Source organism: Streptomyces sp. NPDC025784, assembly GCF_055558435.1.
This window is the reverse complement of sequence record NZ_JBVHMN010000001.1, coordinates 971,336-987,392: the sequence shown is the minus strand read 5'-3', so window position 1 is coordinate 987,392 and position 16,057 is coordinate 971,336. Positions and strand designations below refer to the sequence as shown.

Here is a 16,057-nt window from a genome sequence, read left to right as displayed (position 1 = left end):
GCCTACTTCGCCTGCGCGATGTCCGTGTCGATCTGCTTGGCGGTGCTCTCCAGACCCGCCTTCAGATCCTTGGCCTTGCCGCTCTCGTAGTCGTACCCGAACTGCTGGATCGTCACGAGGTAGGTGCCGCCGTTGATGGAGGCGGGCGTCGTCGTCGAGTTCGGGTCGGACGCGATGTCCAGGAAGGTCTTGAAGCGCGGGTCGTACTTCAGCTTCGGCGACTTGAGCGCGGCGAGCGTGGACGGGACGTTGTGGATGTCGTTGGCGAAGCCGACCACCGCGTCCGTGTTCGTGGTCATGTATTTGACCAGTTCCCAGGCCGCGTTCTGCTTCTTGCTGGTGGACGCGATGCCCGCGATGGTGCCGGTGATGTAGCCCTTGCCGTACTGGTCGGCCTGGTCGTCGGGCACGGGCAGCGGCGCCACGCCGATCTCGAAGCCCGGCTTGGCGTCCTCGGCCATGCCGAGGCGCCACTCGCCGTCCAGCTGCATCGCGACCTGGCCGGTGTGGAAGGGGTGCTTGGGGCCCCACTCGTCGCCGAGCTTGGAGCGGTACCGCTCCAGCTTCTGGAAGCCGCCGAGTTCGTCGACGAGCTTCTTCTGGAGGGTGAACCCGGCCGTGAAGGCGGGGTCCTTGGCGATGTTCGACTTGCCGCTGCTGTCGAAGTACGTCGGCGAGAACTGCCCGAAGTAGTGCTCGGTGGTGGACTCCCAGCCGTGGTAGTTCGGCATGAAGCCGAGCTGCTCGTAGGTGTCGCCCTTGGAGACGGTGAGCTTCTTGGCGTCCTTCTCGAACTCGGACCAGGTCTTCGGCGGACCGTCGATGCCGGCCTTCTCGAAGGCGGTCTTGTTGTAGTAGAGCCCGTACGCGTCACCGAGCAGCGGCACCGTGCAGCGGTTGCCGTCGAACTGGGTGTACTCGTTCATCGCCTTCGGGAACGTCGTCTCCGGGTCGATGCCCGACTTCTTGAAGAAGGGGTTCAGGTCGACGAAGGCGCCCGACGAGCAGAACTTGCCGACGTTGTTGGTGGTGAAGGACGAGACGACGTCGGGCGCCTTGTCGCCGCCGGCCCGCAGCGCCTGGTTGATCTTGTCGTCCGTCATGTTGCCGACGATGTTCACGTGGATGTTGGGGTGCGCCTTCTCGAAGCCCGCGACCAGCGACTTCACGGCCTTGACCTCGCCCGGCGCGCTCCACGCGTGCCAGAAGTTGATCGTCTGTTCCTTGGACGCGTCGTCGTCGGCGCCGGAGCCGGACTGGCCGGTACAGGCGGTGGTGAGGAGGGCTATGGAGGCGGAGGCGGCGAGTGCGACGACCGCTTTCCGGGACATTCCGGGCATGACGGGGTCTCCCTAGGCAGGGCGGGGCGGTGAAGGGATGAGAGGGTGCGGGAACCGGCTAGCGGGAGGTGTCGAAGACCTCGTCGCGGGTGGCCGCTAGGGCGCTCTCCAACGCGCCCCGGAGCACGGGGTGTTCGTGTACGTCGCCGACGACGAGGCGCGGCCGGGACGCGGCCAGCTCCTCCAGCTCGGCCTGGACCAGGGTGCGCAGCGGCTCGCCGCCCGCGGTGAGCGAGGCGCCGCTGAGGACCACGAGCTCGGGATCGAGCACCGAGACGAGCGAGGCGAGACCCGTGGCGAGCCCCGTCGCGTACGTCTCCAGCAGCCGTCGGTACGGTCCCTCGTCGAGGGCGGCCGCCCGCTCGACGACGGCGGCGGCGACCTCGGCGTACGGGCCGGCGGGTACGTCCTTGATGCCGAGTTCGCGCGCCAGCTTGGGGATGGCCTGTGAACCGGCCAGCTCCTGGTAGCCGCCGCTGTTGGCCTTGGTCACCTGGCGGACCAGGGGCGCGCCCGGTACCGGCAGGAAGCCGACCTCGCCCGCGCCGCCGGTCCAGCCGCGGTGCAGCCGGCCGCCCAGGACGAGTGCGGCGCCGAGACCGCCCTCGTTCCACAGCAGGACGAAGTCGTCGTGACCGCGGGCCGCGCCCAGTCGCTGTTCGGCGATGGCCACGAGGTTGACGTCGTTCTCGTACTCGACGGGCATCGGCAGCGCGGCCGCCAGTTCGTCGAGCAGGCTGGGGGAGTGCCAGCCGGGCAGGTGCGAGGCGTAGCGCAGCCGGCCGGTGTTCGGGTCGAAGGCACCGGGGGTGCCGATGACGAGCCGGCGGACGTCGTCGCGGGCGAGCCCGGCCGCCTTCACCGCGCCGTCGAGGGCGTCGGTGACCTGGCGGACGACCGGCTGGGAGGGGTGCCGGCCCGGGGTGGGCAGTTCGTACTCGCCGACCGTGCGCCCGGTGATGTCGGCGACGGCGGCGAGGATGCGCTCGGGGGTGACGTCCAGGCCCGCGGCGTGGCCCGCGCCCGGATTGACCACGTACAGCTGGGCGTTGGGGCCGGGGCGGCCCTCGCTGGTGCCGGTGGCGAGGACGAGGCCCGCCGCCTCCAGACGGGCGAGGAGCTGCGACGCGGTGGGCTTGGACAGCCCGGTGAGCTTCCCGATCCTGGTCCGCGACAGCGGTCCGTGCGCGAGGAGCAGGTCGAGGGCGGCGCGGTCGTTCATGGCGCGCAGGACGCGCGGGGTGCCCGGCGTACCGGCGGATCCTGCCATCGGGGTCGACACCTGCCTTTCTCGACTGCCCAGCTTCCCAGTGACCGGACGGGGGAGTCCACGGGGGGTCCGCGTGAGGTCGCGCGGTCCACCACAAGATCACTGTTAGGAAAGTTTCCTGTTCGGTGGGAGGAACGTAGGCCGGGGGCCGAGGGGGCGTCAAGAGAAACCGCCCCCGAGGCAACAGACTCGTTACCTGCGGGGGCGGTGTGCCTGCCTGCGGGGCCGTGCTACTTCGCCGGGCCCGGCGGGGTGCCCGGCGCGACGGCCGGTGCGGGGATCGGCGCGGCGGCGGCGGCCTGCGGCGACGCGGGGTTGGCGAGGGCCGAGGGTGCCGCGACGTTCTCCGTGGGGTCGGCCGCCTCCTCCTCGGGCACCGCGGTCGGGCCGCCGACGATGCGGATGTCCGCGGCGTCGAAGGCCCTCTTGATGCGCCAGCGCAGCTCGCGCTCCACGGACAGCGCCTTGCCGGGCATGGTCTTGGCCGAGACGCGGACGACCATGGAGTCGAGCAGCACACTGTCCAGGCCGAGCACCTCGACGGGGCCCCACAGCTGCTCGTTCCACGGCTCGGCCTTGCTCATGGACTCGGCGACCTCGGTGAGCACGGACCGGACCTCGTCCAGATCCTCCGAGGCGCGCACCGTCACGTCGACGCCGGCCGTGGCCCAGCCCTGGGAGAGGTTGCCGATGCGCTTGACCTCGCCGTTGCGGACGTACCAGATCTCGCCGTTGTCGCCGCGCAGCTTGGTGACGCGCAGGCCCACCTCGATGACCTCGCCGGAGGCGACGCCCGCGTCGATCGTGTCGCCGACGCCGTACTGGTCCTCCAGGATCATGAAGACGCCGGAGAGGAAGTCGGTGACCAGGTTGCGGGCGCCGAAACCGATCGCCACACCGGCCACACCCGCGGAGGCGAGCAGCGGGGCCAGATCGATCTCGAACGTGCCGAGGATCATCAGCGCGGCGGTGCCCATGATCAGGAACGACGCCACCGAGCGCAGGACCGAGCCGATGGCCTGCGAGCGCTGCCGGCGGCGCTCCACGTTCACCAGCAGGCCGCCCAGCGAGGTGCCGTCGACCGCCTGAGCCGTGCGGTTCATGCGGTCGATGAGCTTGGTGATCGCCCGCCGGACGGCCACTCTCAGTACGGCCGCTATCACCAGGATCAGCAGGACCCGCAGTCCGATGGCGAGCCAGGTGGACCAGTTCTGCTGGACCCAGCTCGCGGCGTTGGTCGCACTTTCCTGGGCGTCCTGAAGCGTGGCGGTCGCCGGGTCCGTCGACGTCGAGGGGGACGGCGACGGCGTCGAACCGAGGGCCAGTAGGACGGGCAGGGACACGGCAGGTACCTCCAGGCGTAGCGGTCCGCCCGCGGCAGGGGACACAAGAAGGGCACCGTCGGGCAGACCCACCACACTAACGGGGCATCGTGTGTGGATCGTTGCAATGTTCGAGGGAGAGACCGTGCTCACCTGGGGATGAAGGGGGTGTGGTCGAAAACACTCCCAGCCCGTTACCGGGACATGGTGGCGCTTCCACCAGGCATGAGGGGAGACTGACTGCAGATCGTCCCGGCGCGAGCCACGCGCCGCCGGCGTACAAGGAGGCATCCGTGCCGCATGTCCTGGTCCTCAACGCGTCGTACGAGCCCCTCGGCGTCGTACCGCTCCGCCGCGCGCTCGTCCTCGTCCTCGAGAACAAGGCTGTCTGTCTCGAGGAATCCGGCGCCTTCATGCACAGCGCAACCGTTACTGTCCCCGCACCCAGCGTGGTCCGGCTGAAGAGGTTCGTGCGGGTCCCTTACCGGGGGCCCGTTCCGCTGACCAGGCGAGCGCTGTTCGCTCGCGACGGCGGCCGGTGCATGTACTGCGGTGGCGTCGCAACCAGCGTCGACCACGTCATCCCGCGCAGTCGCGGGGGTCAGCACGTCTGGGACAACGTGGTGGCGTCGTGCCGCCGCTGCAACCACGTCAAGGCCGACCGTCACCTGGTCGAGATCGGCTGGCGCCTGCGCCACAAACCCGCCCCGCCGACGGGGCTCGCATGGCGCATCATCGGAACGGGGCATAGGGACCCGCGCTGGCTGCCATACCTGCAGCCGTACGGCGCGGACGACGCGATGGCCCGGATCGACGGCATTTCCGCCTGACGACCCGGGCTTTTGCATACCCGGTCCCGCTTCCGGCCCGTGAGACCCCGCGTCAGGCGCGGGGTCCTTCGGGGCGGGCACCGCGTGCCGCGTAGAGTGCCGTCCCGATCACGAAGAGTGCGAGGCCCACGGTCCAGGCACCGCGCTGTGGACCGGGCTGCATGGACCAGGACAGAACTGTCGTCTTGTTCACACGGGGCGAGGTGGCCGAGAGGTACACGGCGCTGAAGTAGAGCGTCGGCGGCATCCAGCTCAGCCGGGCGCCGATCAGCACGGCCGCCGCCGCGGTGACGCCGACGGCCCCCAGAGTGTTGCGGACCATGGCCGCCGCGCCGAACTCCTGGGAGTGCCCCGGCACGGCGAGGGCCAGCAGCGCCGCCGCCGGCACGGTCAGGACCAGCAGGTGGGCCAGACGCCTCGGCCACCACGGGCGTACGGCGGTGTCGTCCAGGTCGCGCATGTACGTGTGGAGGCTCACGCCGATCGCCGACGCAGTGAGCATCGGGGCGAGCGAGATCAGCGGCACTCTGCGGTCCGGGTCGAGGTACGTGTCCGGACGGCTCGCCACCCACAGGGTGAGGAGCGCGGCACAGACCAGGGCCGCCAGGGTCGCCGGCATACCGCGGGAGCGGGCATAGAGGGCGAGCGGGGTCGGCCCGGGGCCGGATGCGGCGTTCCCTCTGATTCTCTGTACGGACTTCACAGGGACGGGACCTCGCTCGGGTTCGGGTCGCACTGCGTGGCCGTCGCGAAGTAGCCGCTGAGCCAGGAGCGGCGTTCGTCGTCGGTCATGGCGGTGAGGTGCGCGTACGCCTTGTCCTGGGCGCGGAACCTTGCGAGTTCCTCCGTGTCACCGCGCTCCCGGGCCTGCGCCACGGAGTGGTCGCGTGCCTCCTCGAACAAGGGATCCGGGGCCAGCCAGCGCAGGACGGCCTCGTCGGCGTCCTGGACCCGCTGCGCGGCCGGCGATTCCTCGCAGTCCTCGCGGACCAGCATGTGGGCGGCCTCCCAGGCGTACCGCTCCGGATCGGTCACCTTGCCGCGGACGGCGCTCCAGCCGAACGGCCTGAGTATCGGCAGCTGTGCCTCGTCCCGGTGCGGTGAACCCCCGAGGTCTGTGTAGCGGACCGGCAGGTTCTGCACACCCTTCAGACGGCCGGTGAGACCGGACAGCGCGTGGGTCACCTCCGGCAGCAGACCCGGATAGGTGGCGTTGACGCAGACGCGCGGGGTGGTCGAGTCGCCGCACACCTGCCGGTGGGCGAGCGGGTTGTCGCGCAGCAGACCGTCACCCGTCTGGACCAGGAGCACGGCGGCGCCGAGCGCGGCCATGAGCGGCAGCAGCGCGGTGGCACGGCGGTACGCGGTACGGGCCAGGACCGCGGCGGCGGCGAGCCCGGCCGTCCACAGGGCCGACACGAGCGGATACCACCAGACGACCAGGTTCTCGTCACCGAAGGGGCGGACCGAGGCGAGCGCGAGGTAGCGAAGGCCGGACCGCCCGCTGCCGACGATGCCGAGGACGACATATCCGCAGATCGCGAGCACGGGAGCGGTCAGCCGGAAGGGGGCCGCCCGCCCTGCCGTGTGACCGAGGACCGCGCAGGCCGCGAGCGAGAGGGCGGTCCCGGCGTGGACGATCGGCGCCGGGCCGCCCGCCGAGGCGTACGGCGCGCAGGCGAGCAGCGCCCCCGCGACGACCACCAGGTAGGCCGTCGCCAGCCAGCAGGCGAGGGGCAGGGCGGCCGTGAGGAATTGGACGAGGGGCGTACGAGCGGTCGAGGCGCGCAGCTCCGTCATCCGCAGCCTGCGCTCCCGGCCGCCCTGCCAGGCGCCCGCGGCGAGCGCGAAGGGGGCGCCGATCAGGCCGGCCGTGGTACTCAGCGTTTCGGTCGTCCCGCCCCAGCTGCCCTGCCACTGAGCCGATTTGGTGGCGATGGGCCACGCGAGAGCGAGAAGCAGCCCCGCGCCCGCCCAGGGGGCGAAGCCACGCAGGGACTCGACGCGGAGGGGGTGGGGAGCGGACCGGGGGCGAGGTCCGGGGGCAGACGGATCCGGGCGGCCCGTGGTCTGCTGACGGTCTGCGCCGGACTGGTGGGTCCGCGCGTCCACCGGGTGACCGCCCTCGACCTGCCGGTCCGACGGAGGTGTGTCGTCCGGTCCGGTTCGCCGACCCGTACGACGGTCTCCGAGGGCCGGGGCGTGCGTGCCGGCCGGGCCGTCCGAGTCCGGCTGGATGCGTACGTTCATCGGCCGGCCCCCGCCGCTGTCGCCGCGCGATGGCCGCGCAGGGCCGCCGTGTAACCGCGCTCGATGGCGTTGCCGTCGGACTCGTGCCCGTTCGCGCCGAGGGCCGCGAGCGAGCGGGGTGTGCCGCGGTAGGCGACCTGGCCGGCCTCGATCAGGGTCACGTCCGTGCAGGCCGCGGCCACGTCCTCCACCAGGTGGGTGGAGACGAGCACGGTCGAGGTGCTGCCCAACTCCCGCAGCAGCGCCCGGAACTCGACGCGCTGTTCCGGGTCGAGGCCCGCGGTGGGCTCGTCGAGGAGCAGGATGCTGGGGTCGTTCACGATGGCCTGGGCGATGCCGACGCGGCGGATCATGCCGCCGGACAGGGTCTTGACCTTCGCGTCGATACGGTCGGCGAGGCCGACCCGGGCCACAGCCCGTTCGACCGCGGCCGGGGCGGTCGCGGCCGGCAGTTCCTTCAGCCACCCCACGTAGGCCACGAACTCCCGCACGGTGAAGCCCGGGTAGTACCCGAAGTCCTGTGGCAGATAGCCGAGTTTCCGGCGGACCGCGCCGCGCTCCCGGTGGCCGTGGAGGTCGCTGCCGAGCATCTCCACCCGGCCCGCGGTGGGCTCCGCGACCGTGGCGAGGACACGGATGAGGGAGGTCTTGCCGGCGCCGTTGGGGCCGAGCAGGCCATGGACGCCGGGGCCGAAGTCCAGGTCGACGGCGTCCAGGGCGGTGGTCCTGCGGTGCCGGACGGTCAGCCCGGACACCCGTATGGCGGTGGTCCGCGGAGCGCCGCCGTCCATGGCGGCGGCTGTCCCGGGAAGGTCATCGCCGCTCAAGGCCGGCATGCCGGTCGTGCGGTGGATGTTCACATCGTCTCCAGACGGTCGTATGCGCTGCGGCGCGCGGCGAGGAGGAGGGCGCAGAGCGCGGCCGCTGCCGCCCAGCCCCCCTGGGGCGAGGCGCCGGTGAAGTAGAGGGAGAGCTGCTGCGTGAGTCGGGCCGTGAGGCCGGAGCCGGTGGCCGTGAGGACGGGGGCCGAGAGCGCGAGCAGCCAGCCTCCGCCGATCACCGCTGTCGCGGTGCGGCAGCCCACGAACCCGGACAGCACGAGCGAGGCCAGCGTCAGGGCCAGCCCGGGCAGCAGCCAGGTGGCCGCCGCGGGCGCCGCGGGCAGGTGCGAGCCGGAGGGCGGGAGCAGCAGCCCCGCCGCCGTCAGCAACGGCAGACTCACCGCCAGCACGGCGGACGTCCGCATCAGCAGGAGGCGCAGCCCGCCGGAGGGGGAGGCCGCGACGATCTCGTGCAGCGGATCCGCGTGCCGCCCGTACGAGAGGGCTACCCCCGCCACGGGCACGAGCGGTGCGACAGCCAGCAGGAACGGCCGCGCGCTCGCCGACCCGCCCCCGTACGCGAGCGCGACCGCCCCCACGGCCACCAGTGCCACGGCCGCGGACCAGGCCCCGCGCAAGGCGGGCCCGGCGGCCCAGACGATCCGTGTGAGCCGCCCCCCGACGGTTCGCGCGCTCCTCGGCACCACCGGCGCGGAGCCGGAAACCGGGACCTGGGCGGTCGAGGGGGCCGAGGCACGCGCGGTGGCCGGTGCCGGTTCGCGCACCGCGTTCAGGACCGCGTTCCGCACTTCCGCCAGGAGCACCCCCGCCGCCCCCGCACGGGCCGCGTGCGAGATCCGCGCGGCGCACGGCCCGCAGCTCTCCAGGTGTTTCTCCAGGGACCAGGCGTCCGTCTCCGGAAGGGAGCCGTCCGCGTAGCGGGCGACGAGGTCGTCGGGGGCGTGCCAGCCGGTCATGCCGGGCCTCCCAGCGGGGACGGGTCCAGGGACGGGTTCAGGTGGGAACTCGGGGACGGGTTCAGTTGGGCGAGGGCAGCGCGGAGTTCGGCGCGGGCGCGCATGGCGCGGGTCTTCACCGTGCCTTCCGGGATACCGAGGAGACGGGCGGTCTCGCGCGTGGTCAGCCCGTCGACGACGGTGGCCCGCAGCACCTCACGCAGTTCGGGGGAGATCCGGTCCAGGGCCGTGCCCACGTCCCCGTACTCCAGGCCGGCCAGCACGCGCTCCTCGGCGGAGGGCGCGGGCACCGGAACCGTGTACTCCACACGCTCCGCGCGCTCCTGCACCCGCCGCGCGTCCACCAGACGCCGCGCGGCGATGGTCCACAGCCAGCCGCCCACCTCCGCGCCCCGGTGCGCGCCGGCCGACCGCCACACGGTCACGAAGGTGTCCTGCAACACCTCGCGCACCACCTCGGGATCGGTGCACCGCCGGGTCAGCCGCGTGTGCAGCCACCCCGCATGCCGGTCGTACAGTGCGGCCAACGCCGCCGAGTCCCCGTCCGACACGGCCCGCAGCAGCGCCGTGTCCGTGTCGTCCTCCCGGTGGCCCCCCATGGGGCGGAACAGTCTCACACCCCGTCTATCGCCCCCCTCGGGGCCATCGGTTCACTCCCCGGCAGTCTTCTCCGCGACCTCGTAAGCCCCCACCGACCACAGCGAGTACCCGTACCGCGTCGCCCTCCTGTCCCCCTGGACGCGCACGTAGCGGACATCGCGCTCGTCGAAGCGGACCGACTCCCGCCCGCCCCGGCCGTCCCGCACCGTCGCCGCCGTGCGCCAGGTGCGCCCGTCGGCGGAGACCTGGACCCGGTACTCCGACGGGTGGGCGTCCTGCCAGTGCAGCACGACCTGGCCGAGGTGCGCCGGTTCGGCGAGCCGTACCTGCCACCAGGCGCCGTCCTCCACGGGTGACGACCAACGCGTCGCCGGGTCGCCGTCGTTCCCCGCCGCGGCGGGGAAATCGGGCGTCTCGTCGCCCGAGGAGGAGGCCGTGCCGGTCCGGGCCAGGTCGGGGCCCGCGGTGCGGGGGAAGGCACGCACCGTCAGGGTGCGGGTCTGCGCGCCGAAGGCGACAGTGACGGCGTAGGAGCCGGCCGGTGTCCCCGGCGGCACGGTGACCTCGACGGGGACGTCCACGGTTGTTCCGCGCCGGAGGGCGGCAGGCGTCCGCGGGACCTCGGCCCGGATGCCCTTCGGTGCCTTCGCGGTCAGTTCGCCGTGCACGTCGGCCGGGCGCTGCGACGTCAGCCGGGCCGTCACCCGGACCGTGCCGCCGATCTCCACATCGGTCTCGGAACGCGCCAGTTCCAGCGTGACGGCCGGGGAGTCGGCGAACCACGGCACGAGATGGCGCACCTGGGAGGGCCGGGGGCCGGTCACGCGGACGGCGTCGGCGCGCAGCCCCGCCGCCGTCGCCCCGCCGTTCCCGGCCTTCTCGCCCGCGTCCTTCCCCCTCGTGTCCTTCTCGCCCGTGTCCTTCCCGGCCGGGACCTCCGTCGCGCCTCCGGCCGCGAGGGGGCCGAGCCGCCGCCAGCCCTCGCCCGGCACGTGCGCCTCGACGGAGCCGGCCGTGCCCGGCTCGGTGAGGACGCTCACGGCGGTGAGGGTACGGGCGCGCGGGAAGCGGACGGTACGGCCGTCCGTGGCCGCGCCGTGCTCCGCGGCCGGTTCGTGGCCGAGGCCCGCCCACGACCCGTACGCCGACCGCGCCTTCTTCAGGAACGCGTCCAGTACGCCCTTGCCGACCGTCACCTCGCTCGCGGCGGTGCCGGCGCGCAGCCGGCCCAGGGTGCGGTACGCCGTCCAGGCCGTCGTCGCGTCACCGTCCGCCTGGGCGCGCAGCATGTCGACCGCGGTCTCGCCGGCCTCCCCGTAGCGCGCCAACTGCTCCGCCCAGGGCGCCACTTCGACATCGAGGGTGCTGTCGGACAGCCGCTCGGGGGTCTCGCTCATCACGGTGAACGCGGCACGCAACCGACGTGCGGCCGTCTCGTTCGCCGTCCGGTCCGTGCTCGTCCGCGCCTGCCAGAACGACTCGATCAGCGGCCGCAGATACGCCGACTCCTCGCCGCCGAGGACCGAGGACGCGTCGTTGCCCGCGAGGGCGCGCAGCGCCTCCCCGCGGTCCGGGTTCCCGTCCGCCAGGTCGTCCACCGCCGCCCTCCAGGACTCCTGGGGGCGGTAGTCCCGCGGGTTCCACGCATAGTCGGCGGCGGTGAACAGCGGGATGCGCGAGGCCACGGCCTGCGGCATCGCGTTCGCCAGCAGCGCCGCCGAGCCGGTCGCGACCGCGGGCTCGCGTCCCTGGTACGGCCCCAGGAAGATCCGGTCCTGCGCGTAGTCGTTGACCGGATAGTTGTCCATGGTGACGAGCCGATGGCCGCCGAACGCGTCCCGGGCGCGCGCCAGTTCGGCCCCGGTGATCGTCCTCGGCACGACGCCGACGCCGGTCCAGGCGATCTCGATCCCCTCGTCCAGGGCGCTCGCCAGCTCCCGGCGGTAGTCGGTCGAGCCGTCCTCGTAGTACTCCGTCGGCATCAGGGACAGGGCGGTGGTGTCCGGGCGGCGCTCGGCGAGATACCGGGCGACCGTGTTCGCCACCCGGGCCTGCGCCTTCGCGGCCGCCTTTGGGCCGGAGCCGAAGGCACGGGCGTCCGCGCCGCAGTGCCACTCGCTGTAGCTGACGTCCTGGAACTGGAGCTGGAAGGAGCGGAACCCGAGCGCCCACATCGCGTCGAGCTTGCGGGTCAGGGCCTTCACGTCGGCGTCCGACGAGAAGCACATCGCCTGGCCGGGGGCCACCGCCCACGTCAGGGTGACGTGGTTGCGGAGCGCCCGGTCGGTCAGCTCCCGGAAGTCCGGCCGTTGCGCGGCCGGGTACGGCTCCCGCCAGCGGGCCTGCCGGTAGAGGTCGTCGCCGGGGGCGTACACATAGCGGTTCTGCTTGGTGCGGCCCATGAAGTCCAGCTGGGAGAGGCGCTGTTCACGGGTCCACGGAGTTCCGTAGAAACCCTCGGTGGTGCCGCGTGCGGGTGTGCCGGGCCAGTCGCGGACGACGACGCCCTTGATCCGCCCGTCGGAGCCGACGAGCTGACGCAGTGTCTGCACCGCGTGGAAGAGGCCGTCCTCGCCCACTCCGGCCAGGACCACCGTGTCCCGGCCGTCCGTGCGGCCGACGGCCAGCCGGTAGCCCCCGGTGGGCAGGTCGGCGCGGGGGGCGGCGCCGAGAGCCGTGAGGACCCGTTCCAGGGAGCTCACACCGGCTCGCGCGCCAAGGCCGTGCGCTCCCTCGAAGGCCCTGCTTCCGGCGTGCCCGCCGAAGGAGTGGCGCGCGGCCGGGACCGACGGGGAGCGCGAGGAGCCGGTGACCTTCGTGCTCATGGGGCCGCGCCCGGCAGGCATGCCCGTCGCGCCACCGGTGCCCGTCGCGCCCCGTACGCCGGACCGGGGCGCGGCTGCCGGGTCCTCGCCCAGACGCACCACCAGCGCACCCGCCGGCAGTGCGTCCCCGTCGCGCACCGTGGTGATCTTCCGTGCGCCGGCCTGGCGCAACAGCGCGCGCAATGCGTCGAGGGCGTACGGGTCGGTCGTCGCGCCGGGCGCGTACGGACCCGACCCGGCCGTGGGCCCGGATGCGCCCGGTGCCTCGGTGACCAGGACGACCTCGTCGGTGACCGTGACCGCCGCGTCGCCCGCGCGCAGCGACTGGGGGCGCGGCCAGACCGCGGGCAGACCGCCCCCGGTGGGCTCGGGTTCGTCCGCGGAGGGCAGCGGTGCCGGCGGCGCGGCGACGGCGGCGGGCGCCGGTCCCAGTGCGCCCGCGACAACGGCGAACGCGAGCGCGGCCGCCCCTTTCCCACGCCGCAGCTGCACGCTCCCCCTCCTCGTGGCCCGGCTCCCCGGCAGTGCTGTGCCCGGTTCCCCGACAGCCCTGTCGCTGAGGCGTCGAGCCCACCATTCGCGTGGTGAGGGTGTCAATGAGAGTGGTCGAAGTGCGAGGATTGCCCCGATCTGGAGTCTTGCCTCGGAGACAGAATGTGACCAGGAGCACGTTGTCCGCCCTTGTACGTCTGCCATCGCGCCCGCTGGGTAGGGCTGCGTTGACCGCCAGGGCCGGAACGCGCGGCGCGACTTCGCGGGAACCGCCCTGGGCCGCCGTACTCGACGTACTCGACAAGGAGGCCTCCGTGGCCGCATCGGCACACCTTCTGCTCTCGGCCCTCTCCAAACGCGAGGCGGAGCTGTCCGCCGAGCCCGAAGGCGCCTACCTGTGCCTGCTCAGCGCCGAAGGCGCCTGCGCGGAGGCGCCGTTGACCAGCGAACCCCCACTGCCCGACGCCGAACCGCTCACCAGCGAGCCGCCGCTCACCGACGCCGTGCCCCTGACGAGCGAACCCTCCCCCCAGCTCTCGGCCTCCCCCGACCAGGGGGCGCCCCCCTACCCCGGCGCCGTGTCGGAGGTCTAGATGCCACCTCGCCGGCCCGCCGATTCGGCGCAGGCGCCGTCACCGACTCCCCTGTCGCGACTCGCCGACCTGCACGGCGTCGCCACGTCCTACGAGCCGTCCCCGGGCCGTACGGTCGCCGCGTCCGACACCGCGCTCGTCGCGGCCCTGGCGGCGCTCGACGTCGACGCGGGCACCCCGGACGCCGTGCGCGCCGCCCTCGCGGCGCGGGAGGACGCGCTGAAGGGACGGCTGCTGCCGCCGACGGTGGTGTCCTGGGGCGAGGGCGCCCCCGCCGCGCTGGCCGCCCTGCCGGACGGAACCCGGCTCCGGATCGTGACCGAGCAGGGCGAGACCCGCGCCCGGCCCGAACAACTCCCGCCCGGCGTGCACGCCCTGCACGCCGCCGCGCCCGACGGCCGCACCGCCGACGTCCACCTCGTCGTCGCGCCCGCCCGGCTGCCCGCGCCGCCCGGACGCGCGTACGGGCTGCTCGTCCAGCTCTACTCCCTGCTGTCGCGCCGCTCCTGGGGCATGGGCGACCTCGGCGACCTCGGGGAGCTGACCGCCTGGGCGGGACGGGCACTCGGCGCCGGATTCGTCCAGGTCAACCCCCTGCACGCGGCCGTGCCCGGCGCACCCACCGACCCGTCCCCCTACCGGCCCTCCTCCCGCCGCTACCCCGACCCGGTGCACCTGCGCGTCGAGGACATCCCCGAGTACGCGTACGCCGACGGCTGCGACCGATCGCTGCTGGAACGCGCCGAACGGCTCCGCGACTCCGTACTCACCGAAGGCGCCCTGATCGACCGCGACGCCGTCTGGGAGCTCAAGCGTGAGGCGCTCGAAGCCGTGCGCGCGGTGCCGCTCGGCCCCGGCCGGCGGGCCGCGTACGCCGACTTCCTCGCCGAGGAGGGCGAGGCCCTGGAGGACCACGCCACCTGGTGCGCGCTCGCCGAGCTGTACGGCTCCGACTGGCGGCGCTGGCCGGCCGGCCTGCGCGACCCCCGCTCGTCCGAAACCGCCCGCGCCCGGGGTGAGTTGATGGACCGCGTCGACTTCCACAGCCGCCTCGCCTGGCTCACCGACGCCCAGCTGGCCGCCGCGCAGCGGGCCGCGCGCGACGCGGGCATGGCGGTCGGCCTCGTGCACGACCTCGCCGTCGGAGTCCACCCCGACGGCGCCGACGCCTGGGCCCAGCAGGAGTACTTCGCCGCGGGCATGTCGGTCGGTGCGCCCCCGGATGCCTTCAACTCCCGCGGCCAGGACTGGGGTCTGCCGCCCTGGCGCCCCGACCGGCTGGCCGCGTCCGGCTACGCCCCCTACCGCCGCCTCCTGCGTGCCCTGTTCCGGCACGCCGGCGCCCTGCGCATCGACCACGTCATGGGTCTGTTCCGGCTCTGGTGGATCCCGCAGGGACACCCGCCCACCGAGGGCACGTACGTCCGTTACGACGCCGAGGCCATGCTCGCGATCCTCGCTCTGGAGGCCTCCCGGGCCGGAGCGCTGGTGATCGGTGAGGACCTCGGCACCGTGGAGCCCGGTGTGCGCGAGACGCTCCAGTCGCGCGGGGTGCTCGGCACCTCGGTGCTGTGGTTCGAACGGGACTGGGACGGCGACGGACTCCCGCTTCCCCCTGAACGCTGGCGCGCCGACTGCCTGGCCACCGCGACCACGCACGACCTGCCGTCCACCGCCTCCCGGCTCACCGGCGACCACGTCGAACTCCGCGACCGGCTCGGCCTGTTGACCGGCTCCCTGGAGCAGGAACGGGCCGCTGCCGCCGCGGACGCCGGGGAGTGGCTGGCGCTGCTCGCCCGGCTCGGGCTGCTGCGCGGTGCGAGCGGCGGGTGTGCCGCGGTGTCGGAGGAGGCCGAGATCCAGGCCGTGCACCGCTTCCTGCTGCGCACCCCGGCCCGTCTGGTCGGCGTCTGGCTCCCGGACGCCGTGGGCGACCGCCGTCCGCAGAACCTGCCCGGCACCTGGGACCAGTACCCCAACTGGCGCCTGCCCGTCGCCGACGCCGAAGGCCGGCCCGTGACCCTGGAGGACCTCGCCGCCTCGCCCCGGCTGCACGCCCTGATCGACGTGCTGCGGGGGCGCAGCGCGGGGGACCGGGCCGTGCGGGACGGCACGGGTGCCGCGGACGGTATGGGCCTGCGGGACGACACGGGTGCCGGAGGCCGCACGGGTGCCGGGGACCGCACGGGTGCGCGGGACGGCGCCGGTGCGGGGGGCGGCCGGGGGGCGGGGCCGGTTCCGGAGGCCGGCGGAAAGACGGCCGGGACACCGGCCTGAGGGCGAGGAGGGCCCGCGTCCCGGGCCCCGAGGAGGGGCGCCCTCCGGCCCCGGGGCCTCCGTACGGCACCCCCGGGCGCGCGACTCATTCAGGTGTTCGCTACGTTTGCACCGTGGACAAGAAGAACGCCCTGCGCGCCGGCGCCCTGGCTGCCGGTACGACGCTGATGATGCTGCTCATGTCGTCCCCCGCGCTCGCGCTGACCCGCGACGACGGCGACGACCCCGGCACCGGCCTGAGCGTGATCGACACTCTGGGTCTGTACGTAGCCGCGCCGATCGTGCTGTTCCTGGTCATCGCCGGCCTCGTGATGGTCCTCGACAAGTCCGACAGGCCGCAGAAGCAGAGCTGACCTGGGTACACCGGTTTCTTCACTTCCGTCGAGGGAGTCCGCGCACGTGTCGCGCGGGCTCCCTCGATGTGTTTGTCCCGCGCCCGTGGAGCCTCCCGCGCCCGGCC

General features: G+C 73.5%; 13 protein-coding genes. 4 read left to right on the top strand and 9 right to left on the bottom strand.

Annotation, left to right across the window (positions count from 1 at the left end):
- Positions 1-2: 2 nt before the first annotated feature.
- The 3 genes from ACZ4IF_RS04290 to ACZ4IF_RS04280 form a co-directional block, all read right to left on the bottom strand.
- Entirely contained in the window at positions 3-1,340 is a 1,338-nt protein-coding gene (locus ACZ4IF_RS04290; RefSeq protein ID WP_467559366.1) for an ABC transporter substrate-binding protein, read from the bottom strand.
- 58 nt (positions 1,341-1,398) lie between these two features.
- Complete coding sequence (locus tag ACZ4IF_RS04285; protein ID WP_467559364.1) at positions 1,399-2,610, bottom strand: ROK family transcriptional regulator; 1,212 nt, start codon at positions 2,608-2,610, stop codon at positions 1,399-1,401.
- 230 nt (positions 2,611-2,840) lie between these two features.
- Positions 2,841-3,953: a mechanosensitive ion channel family protein gene (locus ACZ4IF_RS04280; protein ID WP_467559362.1), complete on the bottom strand. Its 1,113-nt coding sequence runs from the start codon at positions 3,951-3,953 to the stop codon at positions 2,841-2,843.
- A gap of 272 nt (positions 3,954-4,225) precedes the next feature.
- Between ACZ4IF_RS04280 and ACZ4IF_RS04275 the strand changes: the two genes are divergently transcribed.
- The gene (locus ACZ4IF_RS04275; protein ID WP_028802683.1) at positions 4,226-4,762 is read left to right on the top strand and encodes an HNH endonuclease; all 537 of its coding nucleotides are present in this window, start codon (positions 4,226-4,228) and stop codon (positions 4,760-4,762) included.
- A gap of 52 nt (positions 4,763-4,814) precedes the next feature.
- Here the strand turns inward: ACZ4IF_RS04275 and ACZ4IF_RS04270 are convergent, their stop codons facing one another.
- The 6 genes from ACZ4IF_RS04270 to ACZ4IF_RS04245 all read right to left on the bottom strand — a co-directional run bounded on the left by ACZ4IF_RS04270 (position 4,815) and on the right by ACZ4IF_RS04245 (position 12,727).
- Complete coding sequence (locus tag ACZ4IF_RS04270; RefSeq protein ID WP_467559360.1) at positions 4,815-5,381, bottom strand: hypothetical protein; 567 nt, start codon at positions 5,379-5,381, stop codon at positions 4,815-4,817.
- A gap of 80 nt (positions 5,382-5,461) precedes the next feature.
- Entirely contained in the window at positions 5,462-7,012 is a 1,551-nt protein-coding gene (locus ACZ4IF_RS04265) for a hypothetical protein (protein ID WP_467559358.1), read from the bottom strand.
- Entirely contained in the window at positions 7,009-7,803 is a 795-nt protein-coding gene (locus ACZ4IF_RS04260) for an ABC transporter ATP-binding protein (protein ID WP_467559960.1), read from the bottom strand. Before ACZ4IF_RS04260 ends, ACZ4IF_RS04265 begins: the two co-directional genes overlap by 4 nt.
- A gap of 65 nt (positions 7,804-7,868) precedes the next feature.
- Complete coding sequence (locus ACZ4IF_RS04255) at positions 7,869-8,810, bottom strand: zf-HC2 domain-containing protein (RefSeq protein WP_467559356.1); 942 nt, start codon at positions 8,808-8,810, stop codon at positions 7,869-7,871.
- Positions 8,807-9,409, bottom strand: coding sequence for an RNA polymerase sigma factor (locus ACZ4IF_RS04250; protein WP_467559958.1), 603 nt, complete (start codon positions 9,407-9,409; stop codon positions 8,807-8,809). The genes ACZ4IF_RS04255 and ACZ4IF_RS04250 overlap by 4 nt, the downstream gene beginning before the upstream one ends.
- A 51-nt stretch (positions 9,410-9,460) precedes the next feature.
- Positions 9,461-12,727 carry a beta-N-acetylglucosaminidase domain-containing protein gene (locus ACZ4IF_RS04245; RefSeq protein ID WP_467559354.1) on the bottom strand — a complete coding sequence of 1,089 codons (3,267 nt, stop codon included), beginning with the start codon at positions 12,725-12,727 and terminating at the stop codon, positions 9,461-9,463.
- Positions 12,728-13,041: 314 nt separating this feature from the next.
- On the opposite strand from ACZ4IF_RS04245, the gene ACZ4IF_RS04240 reads away from it, so the two are divergent.
- The 3 genes from ACZ4IF_RS04240 to ACZ4IF_RS04230 all read left to right on the top strand — a co-directional run bounded on the left by ACZ4IF_RS04240 (position 13,042) and on the right by ACZ4IF_RS04230 (position 15,950).
- Positions 13,042-13,320: a hypothetical protein gene (locus tag ACZ4IF_RS04240; protein WP_359487023.1), complete on the top strand. Its 279-nt coding sequence runs from the start codon at positions 13,042-13,044 to the stop codon at positions 13,318-13,320.
- On the top strand, positions 13,321-15,597 hold the full coding sequence (malQ, locus tag ACZ4IF_RS04235) for a 4-alpha-glucanotransferase (RefSeq protein ID WP_467559352.1): 2,277 nt from the start codon (positions 13,321-13,323) through the stop codon (positions 15,595-15,597).
- A gap of 113 nt (positions 15,598-15,710) precedes the next feature.
- Positions 15,711-15,950: a hypothetical protein gene (locus tag ACZ4IF_RS04230; protein ID WP_095934379.1), complete on the top strand. Its 240-nt coding sequence runs from the start codon at positions 15,711-15,713 to the stop codon at positions 15,948-15,950.
- The last annotated feature ends 107 nt before the right edge of the window (positions 15,951-16,057 follow it).